General features: G+C 66.9%; 15 protein-coding genes and 1 pseudogene. 10 read left to right on the plus strand and 6 right to left on the minus strand.

Annotated features, from left to right (window positions below; genetic code table 11):
- Window positions 1-224 precede the first annotated feature (224 nt).
- Together lptG and lptF are read right to left on the minus strand one after the other, a co-directional pair.
- Window positions 225-1,334 carry an LPS export ABC transporter permease LptG gene (gene lptG, locus EDF74_RS16960; RefSeq protein ID WP_260232307.1) on the minus strand — a complete coding sequence of 370 codons (1,110 nt, stop codon included), beginning with the start codon at window positions 1,332-1,334 and terminating at the stop codon, window positions 225-227.
- Entirely contained in the window at window positions 1,331-2,410 is a 1,080-nt protein-coding gene (gene lptF / locus EDF74_RS16965; protein WP_123731217.1) for an LPS export ABC transporter permease LptF, read from the minus strand. Before lptF ends, lptG begins: the two co-directional genes overlap by 4 nt.
- 104 nt (window positions 2,411-2,514) lie before the next feature.
- On the opposite strand from lptF, the gene EDF74_RS16970 reads away from it, so the two are divergent.
- The 5 genes from EDF74_RS16970 to EDF74_RS16990 all read left to right on the plus strand — a co-directional run bounded on the left by EDF74_RS16970 (window position 2,515) and on the right by EDF74_RS16990 (window position 8,471).
- Window positions 2,515-3,993 (plus strand): leucyl aminopeptidase, encoded by a 1,479-nt coding sequence (locus EDF74_RS16970; protein ID WP_123731218.1) that lies wholly within the window; start codon window positions 2,515-2,517, stop codon window positions 3,991-3,993.
- An 85-nt stretch (window positions 3,994-4,078) separates the two neighbouring features.
- Window positions 4,079-4,504, plus strand: coding sequence for a DNA polymerase III subunit chi (locus EDF74_RS16975; protein WP_019182556.1), 426 nt, complete (start codon window positions 4,079-4,081; stop codon window positions 4,502-4,504).
- A gap of 45 nt (window positions 4,505-4,549) precedes the next feature.
- A complete protein-coding gene (locus tag EDF74_RS16980; RefSeq protein WP_088432079.1) occupies window positions 4,550-4,738 on the plus strand; it encodes a YqaE/Pmp3 family membrane protein in 189 nt (62 codons plus the stop codon).
- A gap of 43 nt (window positions 4,739-4,781) precedes the next feature.
- The gene (locus EDF74_RS16985; RefSeq protein WP_123731219.1) at window positions 4,782-7,550 is read left to right on the plus strand and encodes a valine--tRNA ligase; all 2,769 of its coding nucleotides are present in this window, start codon (window positions 4,782-4,784) and stop codon (window positions 7,548-7,550) included.
- Between the two features lie 96 nt (window positions 7,551-7,646).
- Window positions 7,647-8,471 carry a DMT family transporter gene (locus EDF74_RS16990; RefSeq protein ID WP_123731384.1) on the plus strand — a complete coding sequence of 275 codons (825 nt, stop codon included), beginning with the start codon at window positions 7,647-7,649 and terminating at the stop codon, window positions 8,469-8,471.
- A 32-nt stretch (window positions 8,472-8,503) separates the two neighbouring features.
- Here the strand turns inward: EDF74_RS16990 and rimI are convergent, their stop codons facing one another.
- The 3 genes from rimI to pssA are packed head-to-tail and all read right to left on the minus strand — an operon-like array spanning window position 8,504 to window position 10,256.
- Complete coding sequence (gene rimI, locus EDF74_RS16995; RefSeq protein ID WP_121042847.1) at window positions 8,504-9,001, minus strand: ribosomal protein S18-alanine N-acetyltransferase; 498 nt, start codon at window positions 8,999-9,001, stop codon at window positions 8,504-8,506.
- Entirely contained in the window at window positions 8,998-9,480 is a 483-nt protein-coding gene (locus tag EDF74_RS17000) for a hypothetical protein (protein WP_260232308.1), read from the minus strand. Before EDF74_RS17000 ends, rimI begins: the two co-directional genes overlap by 4 nt.
- Entirely contained in the window at window positions 9,477-10,256 is a 780-nt protein-coding gene (gene pssA, locus EDF74_RS17005; protein WP_123731220.1) for a CDP-diacylglycerol--serine O-phosphatidyltransferase, read from the minus strand. Before pssA ends, EDF74_RS17000 begins: the two co-directional genes overlap by 4 nt.
- Before the next feature lie 73 nt (window positions 10,257-10,329).
- On the opposite strand from pssA, the gene EDF74_RS17010 reads away from it, so the two are divergent.
- The 3 genes and pseudogenes from EDF74_RS17010 to EDF74_RS17020 all read left to right on the plus strand — a co-directional run.
- Window positions 10,330-10,704 (plus strand): DUF4124 domain-containing protein, encoded by a 375-nt coding sequence (locus EDF74_RS17010; RefSeq protein WP_123731221.1) that lies wholly within the window; start codon window positions 10,330-10,332, stop codon window positions 10,702-10,704.
- A 98-nt stretch (window positions 10,705-10,802) separates the two neighbouring features.
- Window positions 10,803-12,494: a proline--tRNA ligase gene (locus tag EDF74_RS17015; RefSeq protein WP_123731222.1), complete on the plus strand. Its 1,692-nt coding sequence runs from the start codon at window positions 10,803-10,805 to the stop codon at window positions 12,492-12,494.
- A 152-nt stretch (window positions 12,495-12,646) separates the two neighbouring features.
- Window positions 12,647-13,021: pseudogene (locus EDF74_RS17020) on the plus strand (H-NS family nucleoid-associated regulatory protein); the annotation flags it as partial.
- Between the two features lie 90 nt (window positions 13,022-13,111).
- On the opposite strand, the gene EDF74_RS17025 reads toward EDF74_RS17020, so the two are convergent.
- On the minus strand, window positions 13,112-14,371 hold the full coding sequence (locus EDF74_RS17025) for a threonine/serine ThrE exporter family protein (RefSeq protein ID WP_088432072.1): 1,260 nt from the start codon (window positions 14,369-14,371) through the stop codon (window positions 13,112-13,114).
- Between the two features lie 121 nt (window positions 14,372-14,492).
- Between EDF74_RS17025 and EDF74_RS17030 the strand changes: the two genes are divergently transcribed.
- Both EDF74_RS17030 and EDF74_RS17035 read left to right on the plus strand, forming a co-directional pair.
- Entirely contained in the window at window positions 14,493-15,644 is a 1,152-nt protein-coding gene (locus tag EDF74_RS17030) for an MlaE family lipid ABC transporter permease subunit (RefSeq protein ID WP_428999177.1), read from the plus strand.
- A gap of 3 nt (window positions 15,645-15,647) precedes the next feature.
- Window positions 15,648-16,478 (plus strand): ABC transporter ATP-binding protein, encoded by an 831-nt coding sequence (locus EDF74_RS17035; protein ID WP_123731224.1) that lies wholly within the window; start codon window positions 15,648-15,650, stop codon window positions 16,476-16,478.
- Window position 16,479 lies beyond the last annotated feature (1 nt).

Consider the following 16,479-nt stretch of genomic DNA (forward strand, 5'->3'; position numbering starts at 1 on the left):
CCGGCCAGCGGCCGGCACTACCGCGTCCGTCTACTGGAGGGACCGAACTCCCTCCAGCAACACAGTTGCTACATGGACGTACTTGCGGCGGGTCCCGGAATGGCGAGCCCGTCGCGCCTAGCTCGAGAGCACATGGAGGCCGCTTCGGCTTTGACGTTGGCTTCGGCGTTTGGCGTTTGGCGTCTGGCGTCTGGCGTCTGGCGTCTGGCGTTCGAGCAGAGGAATCAGCCCGACTTACGTCGGAACAACAACCCGGATACCACCATCATCACGATCGGCGGCAACGCATACGCAATCCGGTAATCGAACTTCAACGCACCCGCCATACGCCCGAAGAACAACTGCAACAACCAGAAGCCCAACGCGAACAGAATGCCCAGGAACAACCGCTTGCCCATCCCACCGCTGCGCAACGAACCGAACGCGAACGGCACCGCCGCCAGACACAGCGCCAGCACATTGAGCGGATAGAACCACCGGCTCCAGTACACATCCTCGTAATCGCGCGAATCCAGACCATTGCGCTTGCGGTACTCGATACTGGTCCGCAGATCCGACGCCGTCAGATTGCGCGGCTTGGAAATACCACTGGCCAACGCCGCCGCATCCAGCCGCGACGCCCACGGCTCGGACGCAATGTTCTCGCGCGTCGCCGACCGCTCACCGAAGGTGTCACGACGGACCTTGTTCAACACCCAGCCGTTGTCGCCATGCTCGGCGGTCGTCGCGTACGTCAGCGAGGCCAGACGACCATCGTCGGCGATCTTGTACAGACGCACGTCGTGCAGGACCAGGCGTGTGCCACCCCCGTCCTGCAACTGCTCGTCCCCGCTCTGCGCATTGAGGAAGGTGTCGCCTTCGCGCGCCCATACCCCCGAATACCGGGCCGTGCTCAGGCTGTTGCCCCACTTGGCGCTGGCCTTGATCTCGTCCGCCTTGCCCTGCCCCCACGGGCCCAGCGTCTCGCCGCTGAACACCATGACCGCGGTCATCAGCGACAACGCGATCGCCACCGAAGCACTCAGCCGCTTGCGCGACAGGCCCAGCGCACGCAGCGCGGTCAGTTCGGAGGTGGCGGCCAACTGGCCCAGGCCCATCAGCGCACCGATCACGGCGGCCGTGGGGAAGAAGGTATAGGCGCGGCGGGGCACGGTGTAGAGCACCCAGGCCGCGGCATGGCCGAGGGTGTAACTGCCTTTGCCGACATCCTTGAACTCGCCGGAGAAGGCCATCACCACGTCCAGGCCGACCAGAACGGCCCAGGTGAGCAGGACAGTGCCGAACACGGCACGGCCCAGGTACAGATCAAACCGCATGGGGCGGAACAGGGTCATGCGGTCCTCCGGGGACGCGACAGTTTGCCGTCGCGGAAATACATCCACAGCGCGAGCGCCAGCAGCGGCAAGGTCAGCCACCACAGGCCGGCCGCGCCGGGCAGCTTGCCATCGGCGATCCAGCGGGTGCCGATGAACATCAGGTTCATGCCCACCATGTAGGCCAGGAAGGCCAGCATCATCCGGCCGTAGCGCTGCTGGCGCGGCGAGCTGCGGGCCAGCGGCAGGGTCATCAGGGCAAAGGCCAGCGCGATCAGCGGCGGGGCGATGCGCGAGTGCAGCTGCGCCTGGGCCTCCGGGCGCTCATCGCCGAACAGCTGCGTGGTCGGCAGCAGCTCGGGATCGTCGTCCTTGCGGGTCTCGGCACCGTCAGGCATGGCCACGTCGTTGCGGGCGAACGTCATCAACTTGTAGTCCAGCGCGCCGTTCGCCGGGCCCTGCACCTGATGACCCTCATCGAGCTCCAGGTACCGCTGCTTGGCCCCTTCGAAGTACATCCGGCCACGATCGGCGGAGATCACCTCGATGGTGTCGTCCTTCTGGCGCTGCATGAAGACCTTGCCCAGCTGGGTACCGTCGGGCGAGACCGAGGACAGGTAGACCACGCCGCCATTGGGCAGGGAGGTGAACTTGCCCGCCTCCAGGCCGGCCATGACCACGCTGCGGTTGGCCTCGTCGATCATTTTCTCACCGGTACGGTCGGCCCAGGGGCCCAGCCACAGTGAGCACAGCCCGATCAGGCCGACCACCGGCACCACCAGCATCAGCAGGGGGCGCAGCAGGCGCTTGGGGCCGACGCCGATGGCGGTGATGACCGCCATTTCCGAATCCCGGTAGAGCCGGGCGGTGGCCAGCAGCAGGCCCAGCATCAGCGCCAGCGGCAGGATCAGCGGCATATAGACGATGAACTGCAGGCCCAGCTGTGAGAACAGCAGGCGGGCAGGCAGGCGGCCGTCGGCGATGTTGCCGAGGATGTCCACCAGGACACCGCCGACGCTCACCACCAGCAACACAATCAGGGTGGCCAGGAAACTCTGGACGAAATCACGCAGGAGATAGCGATCGAGCTTCGACATGGGGCGGTGGTTTAAACTCTCGGATTCGTTCGCGGTGCTGCCCAGTCTACTGACGGGACGTAAACAGCTCGCGATTGTACGGATTTGCCAACGGAATCTGATCAATGGCCCTGGAATTCACCCTGAACCACGCATCGCCGGCCTCGGCCGAGTGCGATTGCGTCATCGTCGGCGCCTACGCCGACCAGACCCTGAGCCCGGCGGCACAGGCCCTGGACACTGCGTCCGGCGGCCGCCTGTCGGCCCTGATCGCCCGCGGCGACGTGGGCGGCAAGACCGGCAACACGACCCTGCTGCACGATCTGCCCGGCGTCACCGCCGCACGCGTGCTGGTGGTCGGGCTGGGCGAGCCGGCCAAGTTCGGCGTCCCGCAGTACCTCAAGGCGGTCGGCGATGCCAGCCGCGCCCTGAAGAGCGGGGTCAACCACCATGCGCTGTTCACCCTGACCGAGATCGAGGTCAAGGGCCGCGATGCCGCCTGGAACATCCGCCAGGCCATCATCACTGCCGACCACGCCGCCTACCGCTACAGCGCCACGCTGGGCAAGAAGAAGGCCGACGAGCCGGGCCTGACCACGCTGGCCATCGCCGGCACCGACACCCAGGCGCTGGCCCAGGGCCAGGCCATCGCCACCGGCGTGCAGTACGCCCGCGAGCTGGGCAACCTCCCGCCGAACGTCTGCACCCCGGCCTACCTGGCCGAGTCCTCGGTCGCGTTCGCGCAGGCGCATGAAGGCGCCGAAGCGGAGGTGCTGGACGAGCAGCAGATGGAAGCGCTGGGCATGGGCTCGCTGCTGGCCGTGGCCCGTGGCTCGGCCAACCGCCCGCACCTGGTGGTGCTGAAGTGGAACAACGGCGGCGACGCCAAGCCCTACGTGCTGGTCGGCAAGGGCATCACCTTCGATACCGGTGGCGTCAACCTGAAGACCCAGGGCGGCATCGAAGAGATGAAGTACGACATGTGCGGTGGCGCCAACGTCATCGGCACCTTCGTCGCGGCCGTCACGGCCAAGCTGCCGCTGAACCTGGTGGTGGTGGTGCCGGCGGTCGAAAACGCCATCGACGGCAACGCCTACCGCCCGTCGGACGTGATCACCTCGATGTCGGGCAAGACCATCGAAGTGGGCAACACCGACGCCGAAGGCCGCCTGATCCTGTGCGACGCGCTGACCTACGCGCAGCGCTTCGAGCCGGCCGCGCTGATCGACGTGGCGACCCTGACCGGTGCCTGCCTGGTCGCGCTGGGCCACCAGACCGCCGGCCTGATGACCAAGCACGACGACCTCGCCAACGAGCTGCTGGCCGCCGGTGAGCACGTGTTCGACCGCGCCTGGCGCCTGCCGCTGTGGGACGAGTACCAGCCCATGCTGGATTCCAGCTTCGCCGACATCTACAACATCGGCGGCCGCTGGGCCGGTGCGATCACCGCCGGCTGCTTCCTGTCGCGCTTCGCCGAAGGCCAGCGCTGGGCCCATCTGGACATCGCCGGCGTGGCCAGCGACGAAGGCAAGCGCGGCATGGCCACCGGCCGCCCGGTCGGCCTGCTGAGCCAGTGGCTGCTGGACCAGGTCGCCCGCGCCTGATGCCCTGCCCGATCGCGGCCGCCTGCGGGTGGCCGCGATCCCGCCCGGCCTGGCGCCGGGTTCTCCCTCCGCTCCAGGCCCTGCCATGTCCCGTGCTGATTTCTACCTGATCGCCAAGCCCCGCTTCCTGACCGAGCCGTTGCGCCTGGTCTGCGAACTGGCCCGCAAGGCCAATGACGCCGGGTTGTTCACCCTGGTGCTGGCACGCGACCAGGCCCAGGCCGAAGAGCTGGACGAGCTGCTGTGGGCGTTCGACAACGATGCCTACATCCCGCACCAGATCGCCGGCGAAGACATGGACGAAGAAGAGGCGCTGGTGCTGATCGCCGTGCCCGGCACCGAGGCCCCGGCCCGGCCGCTGGTGATCAACCTGCGCGACGATCCCTATCTGGCGGCCTGCGACCGCGTGCTGGAAGTGGTGCCGGCTGACCCGGAGGCGCGCGAACCGCTGCGCGAACGCTGGCGCCAGTACAAGGCACTGGGCTTTGACCTGAACAAGTACGACATGTAACCCGCGCGGCGCCCGTCCGGTCGCCGCCGCCCCCGGAGACCCTTGATGCGCCTGTTGATCGCCCTGATCTTTCCCTGGTTCGCCTTCTTCACCATCGGCCGCCCGATCGCAGGCATCCTCTGCCTGATCCTGCAGATCACGCTGATCGGCTGGCTGCCCGCCGCGATCTGGGCCGCCTACGCGGTCTCACAGTTCCATACCGACCAGAAGATCCGTCGCGCCTTAGGGCGCTGAGCTTCCGGCACCCCCACCTTCCGTATTCGATCCTGGTTCCCGCATGACCCAACTCGCCTCCAGCTACGACCCGAAAACCTTTGAAACCGCGCTGTACGACGCGTGGGAGAAGGCCGGCCATTTCAAGCCGTCCGGCAAGGGCGAGCCGTACACCATCCTGCTGCCGCCGCCGAACGTGACCGGCACGCTGCACATGGGCCATGCCTTCCAGCAGACCCTGATGGATGCGCTGGTGCGCTATCACCGGATGCGCGGCTACGACACGTTGTGGCAGGTGGGTACCGACCATGCCGGCATCGCTACCGAGATGGTGGTGTCGCGCAATCTGGCGCTGGCCGGCAACGGCGAGACCCGCGATTCGCTGGGCCGCGACGGCTTCATCGAAAAAGTGTGGGAGTGGAAAGCGCAGTCCGGTGACACCATCGAGCGCCAGATGCGCCGTCTGGGCACCTCCAGCGACTGGTCGCGCAGCACCTTCACCATGGACCCGCAGCCGTCCGAAGCGGTGGTCGAGGCCTTCGTGCGCTGGCACGAGCAGGGCCTGATCTACCGTGGCCAGCGCCTGGTCAACTGGGATCCGGTGCTGAAGACGGCCATCTCCGATCTGGAAGTGGAGAGCGTGGAGGAAGACGGTTTCCTGTGGTCGATCAGCTACCCGCTGGCCGATGGCAGCGGTACCCTGACCGTGGCCACCACCCGCCCGGAAACCATGCTCGGCGATACCGCCGTGATGGTGCACCCCGAAGACGAGCGCTATGCGCATCTGATCGGCAAAATGGTCAAGCTGCCGCTGACCGACCGCGAGATCCCGGTGATCGCCGATGATTACGTCGACCGCGAGTTCGGTACCGGCGTGGTCAAGGTCACCCCCGCGCACGATTTCAACGATTACCAGGTCGGCCTGCGCCACAACCTGCCGATGATCAACCTGTTCACCCCGGTGGCGGCGATCAACGACAACGCCCCGGAGAAGTACCGCGGGCTGGACCGTTACGACGCGCGCAAGGTGATCCTGGCCGAGCTGGAAGACCTGGGCATCCTGGTCGAGACCAAGGCGCACAAGCTGCAGGTGCCGCGCGGGGATCGCACCCAGCAGGTGATCGAGCCGTACCTGACCGACCAGTGGTTCGTGAAGATGGACGTGCTGGCCAAGCGCGGCCTGGAGCTGGTCGAGAACGGCAGCATCCAGTTCGTCCCGGCCAACTGGATCAACACCTACCGCCACTGGATGGAGAACATCCAGGATTGGTGCATCAGCCGCCAGCTGTGGTGGGGCCACCGCATTCCGGCGTGGTTCGACGATGCGGGCAACTGCTATGTCGGCCGTGATGAAGCCGAAGCGCGCGCGAAGAACAACCTCGCCGCCGACCTCGCCCTGCACCAGGACAGTGACGTGCTGGAGACCTGGTTCTCCTCGCAGCTGTGGCCGTTCTCCACCCTGGGCTGGCCGAACGAGCAGGCGATGGACGCGCGCGGTTTCGAGCGCTACCTGCCGTCGTCGGTGCTGATCACCGGGTTCGACATCATCTTCTTCTGGGTGGCCCGCATGATCATGGCCACCGACAGTTTCACTGGCAAGATTCCGTTCAAGGACGTCTACATCACCGGCCTGATCCGCGATGCGCAGGGTCAGAAGATGTCCAAGTCCAAGGGCAACGTGCTGGACCCGCTGGACATCATCGATGGCATCTCCATCGAGGACCTGGTCGCCAAGCGCACCACCGGCCTGATGAAGCCCAAGGACGCGCCGAAGATCGAGAAGGCGACGCGCCGCGAATTCCCCGAGGGCATCATCGCCCACGGTGCCGATGCGCTGCGCTTCACCATCGCCGCGCTGGCCACCCACGGCCGCGATATCAAGTTCGACATGAACCGCGCCGAGGGCTACAAGAACTTCTGCAACAAGCTGTGGAACGCCAGCCGCTTCACCCTGATGAACACCGAGGGCAGCAGCTTCACCGGCGTGCCGCAGCCGCGCACCGATGCCGAGCGCTGGATTCTCGCGCGGCTGGCCGCGGTCTCGGCCGAAGCGCAGACGCATTACGCCAACTACCGCTTCGATCTGCTGGCGCAGTGCCTGTACGAATTCGCCTGGAACGAGTTCTGCGACTGGTTCCTGGAACTGACCAAGCCGGCCCTCAACGGTGCCGACGCCGACGATGCCAACAGCACCCGCCACACCCTGCTGTACGTGCTGGAAGCGCTGCTGCGCCTGCTGCACCCGCTGACCCCGTTCGTCACCGAGCAGCTGTGGCGTCAGGTCGCCCCGCGCCTGGGCATCACCGACGACACCATCTCGCTGCGTCCGTACCCGACCGCCGAGGAGTTCGCGGGTGATTTCGCCCGCGCCGAAGCCGACGTGGAATGGCTGAAGTCGATGGTCAACGCCCTGCGCCGCGTGCGCAGCGAGTTGAACGTGCCGCCGTCCAAGCTGGTGCCGCTGCTGCTGCAGGGGGGCAACGACGATGACCGCGCGCGCATGACCCGCTTCACCTCCTCGCTGTCGTTCCTGCTCAAGCTGGAACGCATCGAATGGCTGGCCAACGGCAGCGACACGCCGCCGGCCGCCGCTGCGATCGTGGGCGATCTCACTCTGCTGGTGCCGCTGGAGGGCCTGGTCGATCTGGGCGCAGAGCGCGCGCGCCTGGACAAGGAGATCGCCCGGGTGGAATCGGAGAAGGAAAAGAGCGGGACCAAGCTGGCCAAGTTCACCGACAAGGTGCCGGCCGCCGTGGTCGAGCAGGAACGCGTGCGCCTGGTCGAATGGACCGCCCAGCTGGACGGTCTGCGTTCGCAGCGCGCGAAGCTGTAAGCGCTTGGGGGGAGGTAGTGCCACGCCATGCGTGGCTGCCTCCCGGGGCGGGATGACGTGCAGCCACCCATGGGGTGGCTCTACCCTGGGCCGATGATGTCGCTGCCCCTCTTCTGCATCGTGCTGTTCGCCGCCCTGCTGCATGCCAGCTGGAACGCGATCGTCAAACGCGGCACCGACACGCTGTTGACCACGATCCTGGTCACCGGCTCGGCGGCGCTGATGGCTGCGATCGCGCTGCCGTTCGTGCCCGCCCCCGCACCACAGAGCTGGCCATGGTTGGCCGCCTCGACCCTGCTCCAGGTCGGGTACTACGTGCTCGTCGCCCGTACCTATCAATTGACCGACATGAGCGCGTCCTACCCGCTGATGCGCGGCTGCGCGCCGATCCTGGTCGCGTTGATCAGTACGCTGTTTCTGGGTGAACGGCTGGCGTGGATCGCGTGGAGCGGCATCGCGCTGATCTGCCTGGGCATCCTGTGCATGACCCGCGGCACCCCGCGCCAGCATCTGTGGCTGCCGCTGCTCAATGCCGGGGTCATCGCCACCTACACCCTGGTCGATGGCTGGGGCGCACGGCACTCGGGCGCTGCGGTGAGCTACACGCTATGGCTGTTCCTGCTTTCCGGCCTGCCCCTGCCGCTGTGGGCGTTGTGCCCCCGTGCGGGCGCGCTGCGTCACTATGCGCGCCGCAACTGGGGCTACGGCATTGTGGGCGGGTTCGGGACGTTGATCTCCTACGGCCTGGCGCTATGGGCCATGACGGTCGCGCCGATCGCGCTGATCGCCGCGCTGCGCGAAACCTCGATCCTGTTCGGCATCCTGATCTCGGCCTGGCTCCTGCGCGAACGCGTTACCCGCCAACGCTGGATCGCCGCCGGCCTGATCGTGCTCGGGGCGGTCGTGCTGCGGATGGCGTAGCGCCACCCCATGGGTGGCTCTACACCACGCTGTCAGAGCGGCGGCATCACCTGGATGTCGTCGTCGACCAGCTCGATGGCCATCACCAGCGCATCCTCGCGCCCGTCGCGGGCGGGGTAATAACGCGGCCGGCGGCCGATCTCATTGAACCCCTCGCTGTGGTACAGCGCCACCGCCGAGGTATTGGACGGGCGCACTTCGAGGAACACGCGGTGCGCGCCATGGTCGCGTGCCAGCTTCACCAGCGCGCGCAGCAGGTAGCGGCCGTGGCCACGCGACTGGCACAGCGGGTCCACGCAGATATTGAGGATATGGGCTTCGTCGGCGGCGATGCTGAGCAGGCCGTAGCCCATCAGCAGGCCATCCTCTTCCATCGCCAGGCCGGGATAACCGGCACGCAGGCAGTCCTGGAAGATGCCGCGGGTCCACGGGTACGGGTAACCGCGCACCTCGATCGCCATCACTGCATTGAGGTCGCTTTCGCGCAACGCGCGCAACGACAACGGCCGTGGCGAGCTCACCGCGCTCACGGGCGGCCCCGCTTGCGCAGGGCGCGCAGCTGCGGCCACAACGCGCGCTTGGCGGCGGCGCTGCTGCGCAGTTCGTCCAGGTTCCAGCTGGCCATCAAGGCCTGGGTGTCCGGCTCGGCCGGGTTGCAGCCGGAGGCGCGCAGCAGCGCGATCTGCAGGCGATCGGGCATCCGCACCGCGGCGCGGCGGCCTCCGCCTGCGCGTGCCGGCGTGGCCGCCGGGACGGGCGGCGGCGCGCCTTCTTCTGCCGTGCGCGGTGCGCTTCGACGTACCGGTGCGGGCGCATCCACCGCCGGTGCCGGCCGCGATTGGCGCACGGGCGCGGCCGACTCGGCGAGCGGCGCCGCACTGAGCTGGACATCAGGTACTGCAGCGGCCTCCGGCTCGACACTGCCGTCGACGAACACCGTGTAGCCCATCGCCTGCAGCCAGGACTGCTGCGCCGGCGACCACAATGGCGGCAGCGCCTGCCCGCTCACGCGTTCGGCTCGACCGTCTTGCGGGTGCGCTGCCACACCCAGTAACACGGGCCGGACAAGGCATACACCACGCCCACCGCGAACAGCACGCGCGGCAGATCAATGACCATGATCGCGATGGCGATCGGCACCAGGGCCAGCGCCAGGAACGGCACGCGGTCCGCGCGCGGCCCCCGCTCGCCACTGCCCTTGAAGCTCCAGAAGCGGATCCGGCTCACCATCAGCAGCGCCGCCACCAGGGTTACGCCCAGCGCGACATAGCGCAGCTGGTTGCCGTCCCAGCCGAGGTTGCCATCGGCGAAGGCCCAGACGAAGGACATCATCAGGCCCGCGGCGGCCGGGCTGGCCAGACCGATGAACCAGCGTTTATCGACCACGCTGACCTGGGTATTGAAACGGGCCAGGCGCAGGGCAGCACAGGCGGCATACAGGAAGGCGACGGCCCAGCCGACACGGCCCATCACCGGGTCGTCGAACTTCAGCCAGGACAGCGACCAGTGGTACATCACCAGGGCCGGGGCCATGCCGAAGCTGACCAGATCGGCCAAGGAGTCGTACTGAACGCCGAATTCGCTGCTGGTGCCGGTCAGGCGGGCCACGCGGCCGTCCAGGCCATCCATGACCGCGGCGACGAACACGGCGACAGCGGCATTGACGAAGTCGCCATTGGCCGCGGCGATGATCGCGTAGAAGCCGGCGAACAGGCCTGCGGTGGTGAACAGGTTGGGCAGCAGGTAAATGCTGCGCGAGCGCGGCGGGGGTTTCATCTGATCCATGCGGGCAGTTTAGCTTGCCAGCAGCGGCCCCGGGGTGCTGCAATCGCGGTTCTGCCCCGTTCCCGGAGTTGCCATGCGTGCCCTGTCCCGTCTGAGCGCCCTGCTGCTGCTCGCCAGCGCCACGGCCAGCGCCGGCAACATCTATAAGTGGAAAGACGCCAACGGCGTCACCCACTACTCGGAGAAGCCCCCCGCCGGCCAGACGTACGAGGCCCGCCAGGTCGAGAACCGCGACCCGCTCCCGCGCGAGACGGCAGCCGCCCCGGCAGAGAACAAGGAGTGCACCAGCGCCCGCGGCAACCTCACCCTGCTCAACGGGCCGGGCAAGGTGATGCAGGACACCGATGGCGACGGCAAGGCCGATATGACCCTGACCGACGCGCAACGCAGCGCCCAGAAAACCCTGGCCGAGGCCGCCATCCAGGCCTACTGCACGCCCAAGGCCTGAGCCGCGCAGCCCGGCTGAGGCGCTAAAACCGCCTCCGGCACCCATCGCGGCGGCCGGACTGGCAGAATATCGGCTTCTGCCGTTCAGCGAAGCCGACGATGCGCCTCTCCCAGTTCCACCTGCACACCACCAAGGAAACCCCCAGCGACGCGGAGCTGACCAGCCACCGCTTGATGCTGCGCGCGGGCATGATCCGCAAGCTGGCCTCGGGGCTGTACACCTGGTCGCCGCTGGGCCTGCGCGTGCTGCGCAAGGTCGAGCGCATCGTGCGTGAGGAAATGGAGCGTGCCGGCGCGGTGGAATTCCAGATTCCGACCATCCAGCCCAAGGAACTGTGGGAAGCCACCGGCCGCTGGGAAAAGTTCGGCCCGCAGCTGCTGAAGATCAAGGATCGCAAGGAGCAGGTGTTCTGCTACAGCCCGACCGCTGAAGAAGCCGCCGCCGATTTCGCGCGCCAGGAGCTGTCCAGCTACAAGCAGCTGCCGGTCAATTTCTTCCAGATCCAGACCAAGTTCCGCGATGAGATCCGGCCGCGCTTCGGCGTGATGCGCTCGCGCGAATTCCTGATGAAGGATGCCTATTCCTTCCACCTGCACGATGAGTGCCTGGTGCGCGAATACGAGAACATGAAATCGGCCTACAGCCGCATCTTCACCCGCCTGGGTCTGGATTTCCGCATGGTGCAGGCCGACTCCGGTGCGATCGGGGGTGATGCGTCGCAGGAATTCCACGTGATCGCCGATTCGGGCGAAGACGCACTGGTGTTTTCCACCGGCTCGGATTACGCGGCCAATATGGAAGCGGCCATCGCCGCGGCCCCAGGCGAGCGCCCGGCCGCCAGCGAAGCGCTGCGCAGAATCGATACGCCCACGCAGAAAACCTGTGAGGCCGTCGCCGTCCTGCTCGGCCTGGGGCTGGAGCGCACGGTCAAGTCGATCGCGATCATGAGCGAAGCCGGTTTCGTGCTGGCGCTGGTGCGCGGCGATCACGACGTCAATGAAATCAAACTCGGCAAGGTCGCGGGTCTTCAGGGCTACCGCATGGCCAGCGAGGCGGAGATCGCCACGCATCTGGGCAGCGAGCCGGGCTTCCTCGGCCCGCTCAACCCGGCACAGCCGATCCGCATCGTGGCCGACCGTGACGTCGCCGCGCTGGCCGATTTCGTCATCGGTGCCAATGAAGCCGGTTTCCACATCGCTGGCGTCAACTGGGGCCGTGACCTGCCCGAGCCGGAGGTAGCGGATATCCGCAACGCCAAGGCCGGTGATCGCGCCGCCGATGGTGGTGAACTGAAAGTCGCGCGCGGCATCGAAGTCGGCCACGTGTTCCAGCTCGGCCGCCAGTATGCACAAGCGTTGAATGCGACCGTGCTTGACGAGAACGGCAAGGCCGCGGTGTTGGCGATGGGCTGCTACGGCATCGGCATTTCGCGCATCGTCGCCGCGGCGATCGAACAGAATCACGACGACGTCGGCATTATCTGGCCGGACGCGATGGCGCCGTGGCAGGTCGTGGTCTGCATGATCAATCCGAAGCAGGACGAGACCGTGTCGTCCACCGCCGCCGAGCTGCTGGCGCAGCTGCAGGCCGCAGGCCTGGATGTGGCGCTGGATGACCGAGGTCTGCGCCCGGGTGCGATGTTCGCCGACATGGAATTGATCGGCGTACCCCATCGGATCGTGGTGTCCGAACGCGGCGTCGCCGCCGGGACATTCGAGTACCGCGCGCGCAGCGCGGCCGAAGCGGAGGTCCTCGACCGGGACGCACTGCTGGCGAAATTGACGAAGTGATGACAGGGCCGGGTGAGATATCCCGGCCTTTTCAATGGTGCCGCCGGTTTCAATATGTCCGGCGTGTTTGTGCATTTCGCAAAAGAGAATGTATGCTGTTTCCGACGCCAAGGACCGGCTCACCCTGTCCTTAATATATTGCGGAGTAGTAGATGAGTATCGACCTGAGCGGCCTGTCCGCCAAAGAGCTGGGCGCGCTGATCAAGAACGCCAAGAAGCAGCAGACCATCGTCGCCAAGCGTCCGGCGATCACCAAGGTCCGCGCGCAGCTGACCAAGCTGGCCAAGGCCCAGGGCTATTCGGTGGAAGAGCTGTTCGGCGGCGCCGCCCCGGCCGCACGTGGCCGTGCCGCGAGCAAGGCAACCAAGGCCCCGGCCAAGGCCGTGCGCAAGCTCGGCAAGGTCGCCCCGAAGTATCGCAACCCGGCCAACCCGAAGGAAACCTGGACCGGCCGTGGCAAGCAGCCGCGCTGGCTGGCCGCGCATACCGCCAAGGGCAAGAAGGTCGAAGAGTTCCTGATCAAGAAGTAAGCCGGTCCGTCACTGCTGCACATCAAAACGCCGGCCTCGCGCCGGCGTTTTCGTCCCCGTTGATCGAGTGCGCGGTGACCGGGGTGGTCAGAGATTCTTGCGCGCCGGGATCAGCAGATTGCCGAACAGCAGACCGGCCACCAGCGCCATCACCACGTTGAGCACGGTCATCAGCACGGTCTGGCCGGCGCTCATGTCCTGCTGCTGGACCAGGGTCAGCACGCCGCGCAGGCTGGTACTGCCGGGCACCAGCATGATGATGCCCGGCAGGCGGATGATCGCGCCCGGGCGCTGCGCCAGCCGACCAAACAGATTGCCGGCGGCGGTCAGCAGCATCGCGGACATGAAAATGCCGGCCGGGATGCCCCACGCCTGTCCGGCGAATTTCGAGATCGCATAACCGGCAACGGCCGCCGCCATCACCCAGGGGAAATCGCGGCGGTTGGCCTTGAACAACATCGCGAACGCGAACGCGGCCAGCAGCAACGCGCCCCATTCCACCCAATCGGCCTGCGGCCGCGAGGCGCGGACCAGCGGTTCCAGCCCGACGATGCCCGACAGCGTCACCGCGATCACCGCGCCCACCGTCAGTTTCAGGATCGTGGTCACCGCACCGGCAAACCGCGCCGTGCCGGAGACCCAGTGCTGGCTGGCCAGCTCGTTGACCGCATTGGTCAGCGACATCCCGGGCAGCAGCACCACCAGCGAGGCGATGATCACCGTGTTGAGGTTGAGCGCCCCGATGAAGGAAGCCACCAGCGTCGCCACCGAGCCGGCCAGCAGCGCCGCCAACGCTTCGTTGGCCTCGCGCGTGGCCGGGCGGCGGTCGGTATACATGCCCATGACGCCGATCAGCAGGCCGATCACGCCGGCGGTGGCGATGTCCAGCCACGGCAGCTTCCACAGGCCGGCCACGCCTGCCGCGCCAAGGCTGTAAGAAAGAATGGTGCGGATCTTGCCCCAGCGGCCCGGATCCTTGTCCAGCTGGCGCAGCGCGGTATGGCCCTGCGCGATGCTCATGGTGCCGTTGGCCACCGCATCGGTGATCTGGTCGGCGATGCTGAGTTTATGCAGGTCGTTCTCGCCCGGTGCCAGGCGGATCACACGGGTGATGTCGGACGAACCGATCGCCTTGGTGGGGTCGCTGAAACTCAGGATCAGGCCGGTCGGGTTCGACCACGGCTCGCAATCCAGGTCCAGGCGTTGCGCCAGCGCGACCACGGCCGCCTCCAGCCGCTGCGCGGTGGTGCCATAGCTGTGCAGGCGCCCGGCCATTTCCGAAACGAAGGCCACGCGCTGTGCGTAGGTGGCCGGTGGTGCAACGATGGTGGGGGCGTCGGCAGACATGCGGCGTAGTATTACCCGAACACGCCCCGGCCTGAAGAATCCCGGTGTCATCGCATCGCGGCATGGCGGCCCGGGTGTTGCCGAGCGACGCGTTCAGCCCCATCCGGCGCATACGCGAGCCATGCACCCGGACAGGGTATGCTGCGCGCAGGACGCCTACATGACCTCAGACCAAGCCCCCCATCTCGAGCAGGATGCCCAGGACCCCGGTCTGATCCGGTTGTCTGGCCATTGGACATTACGCACCGCGCTGGACGCGGCCGAAGTGCTGCGTGGCCTTCCGGAGAAAGTGACCGGTCTGGACGCGAGCGGGATCACCCTGCTCGACTCGGCCGGCGTGCTGCAGCTGCTGCGTGTAGCGCACCGCGCCGACCTTGGCGAGGACGCCGTGACGTTCCGCGAGGAGCATCGCGCGCTGGTCTCCACCATCGAGGAAGTCGCCGACGACCGGCCCAAGGCCAAGCGCGACTTCGGTGTGCTGGCCGCGCTGGAACGGCTCGGTGTCAGCGTGCACGGAATGGGTCACAACATCGTGGCACTGGCCAGTTTCCTGGGCGAGAACCTGGTCAAGGGTGCGCGGTTGATCAAGGAACCGCGCCGATTCCGTCTCACCGCCACGGTCGCCCAGATGGAACAGGTCGGCCTGGATGCGGTGCCGCTGGTCGCCCTGCTGTCCTACCTGGTGGGTGCGGTGATCGCCTTCCTCGGCTCCACGATCCTGCGCGACTTCGGCGCCGAGATCTATGTGGTCGAGCTGGTCAGCATCGCCTTCCTGCGCGAGTTCTCGGTGCTGTTGACCGCGATCGTGCTGGCCGGCCGCACCGCCAGTGCGTTCACCGCGCAGATCGGTGCGATGAAGGCGCGCGAAGAAATCGATGCAATGAAAACGCTGGGCCTGGACCCGGTCGATCTGCTGGTGCTGCCGCGCTTGATCGCTCTGCTGATCACCCTGCCGCTGCTCACCTTCATCGCGATGATCGCCGGCCTGGCCGGTGGCATCACGGTGGGCGCGTTCGATCTGGATATCCCGCCGCAGATGTACATCGCGCGGATGCACGACACCATGGAAGTGCGCAACATGCTGGTGGGCCTGTCCAAGGCGCCTGTGTTCGCGCTGGTGATCGGCCTGATCGGCTGCCTGGAAGGCCTGAAGGTGGAAGGCACCGCGCAGTCGGTCGGCGAGCGCACCACTTCCAGCGTAGTGCAGGCGATTTCGCTGGTGATCATCCTCGACGCGTTCGCCGCGCTGTGGTTCATGAAGATGGGCTGGTAACCGATGATCACCGATACCGCCCCCGCCCCGGACCGCGACGACGCCGCCACCGATGACGGTGAACTGCTGATCCGCGTGCGCGGGCTGACCAACCGGTTCGGCGCGCAGGTCGTGCACGATGGGCTGGACCTGGATGTGCGCCGTGGCGAGATTCTCGGCGTGGTCGGCGGCTCGGGTACCGGCAAATCGGTGTTGATGCGCAGCATCCTCGGCCTGCGCACGCCCGATGACGGCCAGATCGAGGTGCTCGGCGTCGATGCCCGCTCCAATGACCCGGTCAACCGCCTGCATATCGAACGCAATACCGGCGTGCTGTTCCAGGATGGCGCGCTGTTCTCCTCCCTGACCGTGGGCGAGAACGTGCAGGTGCCGCTGAAGGAACATCACGGCGAGCTGCCCGAGCGCTGGCATTACGAGCTGGCCCTGCTCAAGGTGAAGCTGGCCGGCCTGCCGGCCGATGCGATCAACAAGCTGCCCTCGCAGTTGTCCGGCGGCATGCGCAAGCGTGCCGGCCTGGCCCGGGCGCTGGCGCTGGACCCGCCGCTGCTGTTCCTGGATGAGCCCACCGCCGGGCTGGACCCGATCGGCGCGGCCGCCTTCGACCGCCTGATCAAGACCCTGCAGGAAGCGCTGGGCCTGACTGTCTTCCTGATCACACACGATCTGGACACGCTGTATGCGATCTGTGACCGGGTGGCGGTGCTGGCTGACAAGAAAGTCATCGCCAATGCCCCGCTGCACGAGATCGAACAACTGGACCACCCGTGGATCCAGGAGTACTTCCACGGACCGCGCGCGCGTGCTGCGCGCGATGCAAAGCACGAGAGCGAGTAAG

The organism is Stenotrophomonas rhizophila, assembly GCF_003751305.1.
Classification (GTDB): domain Bacteria; phylum Pseudomonadota; class Gammaproteobacteria; order Xanthomonadales; family Xanthomonadaceae; genus Stenotrophomonas; species Stenotrophomonas rhizophila_B.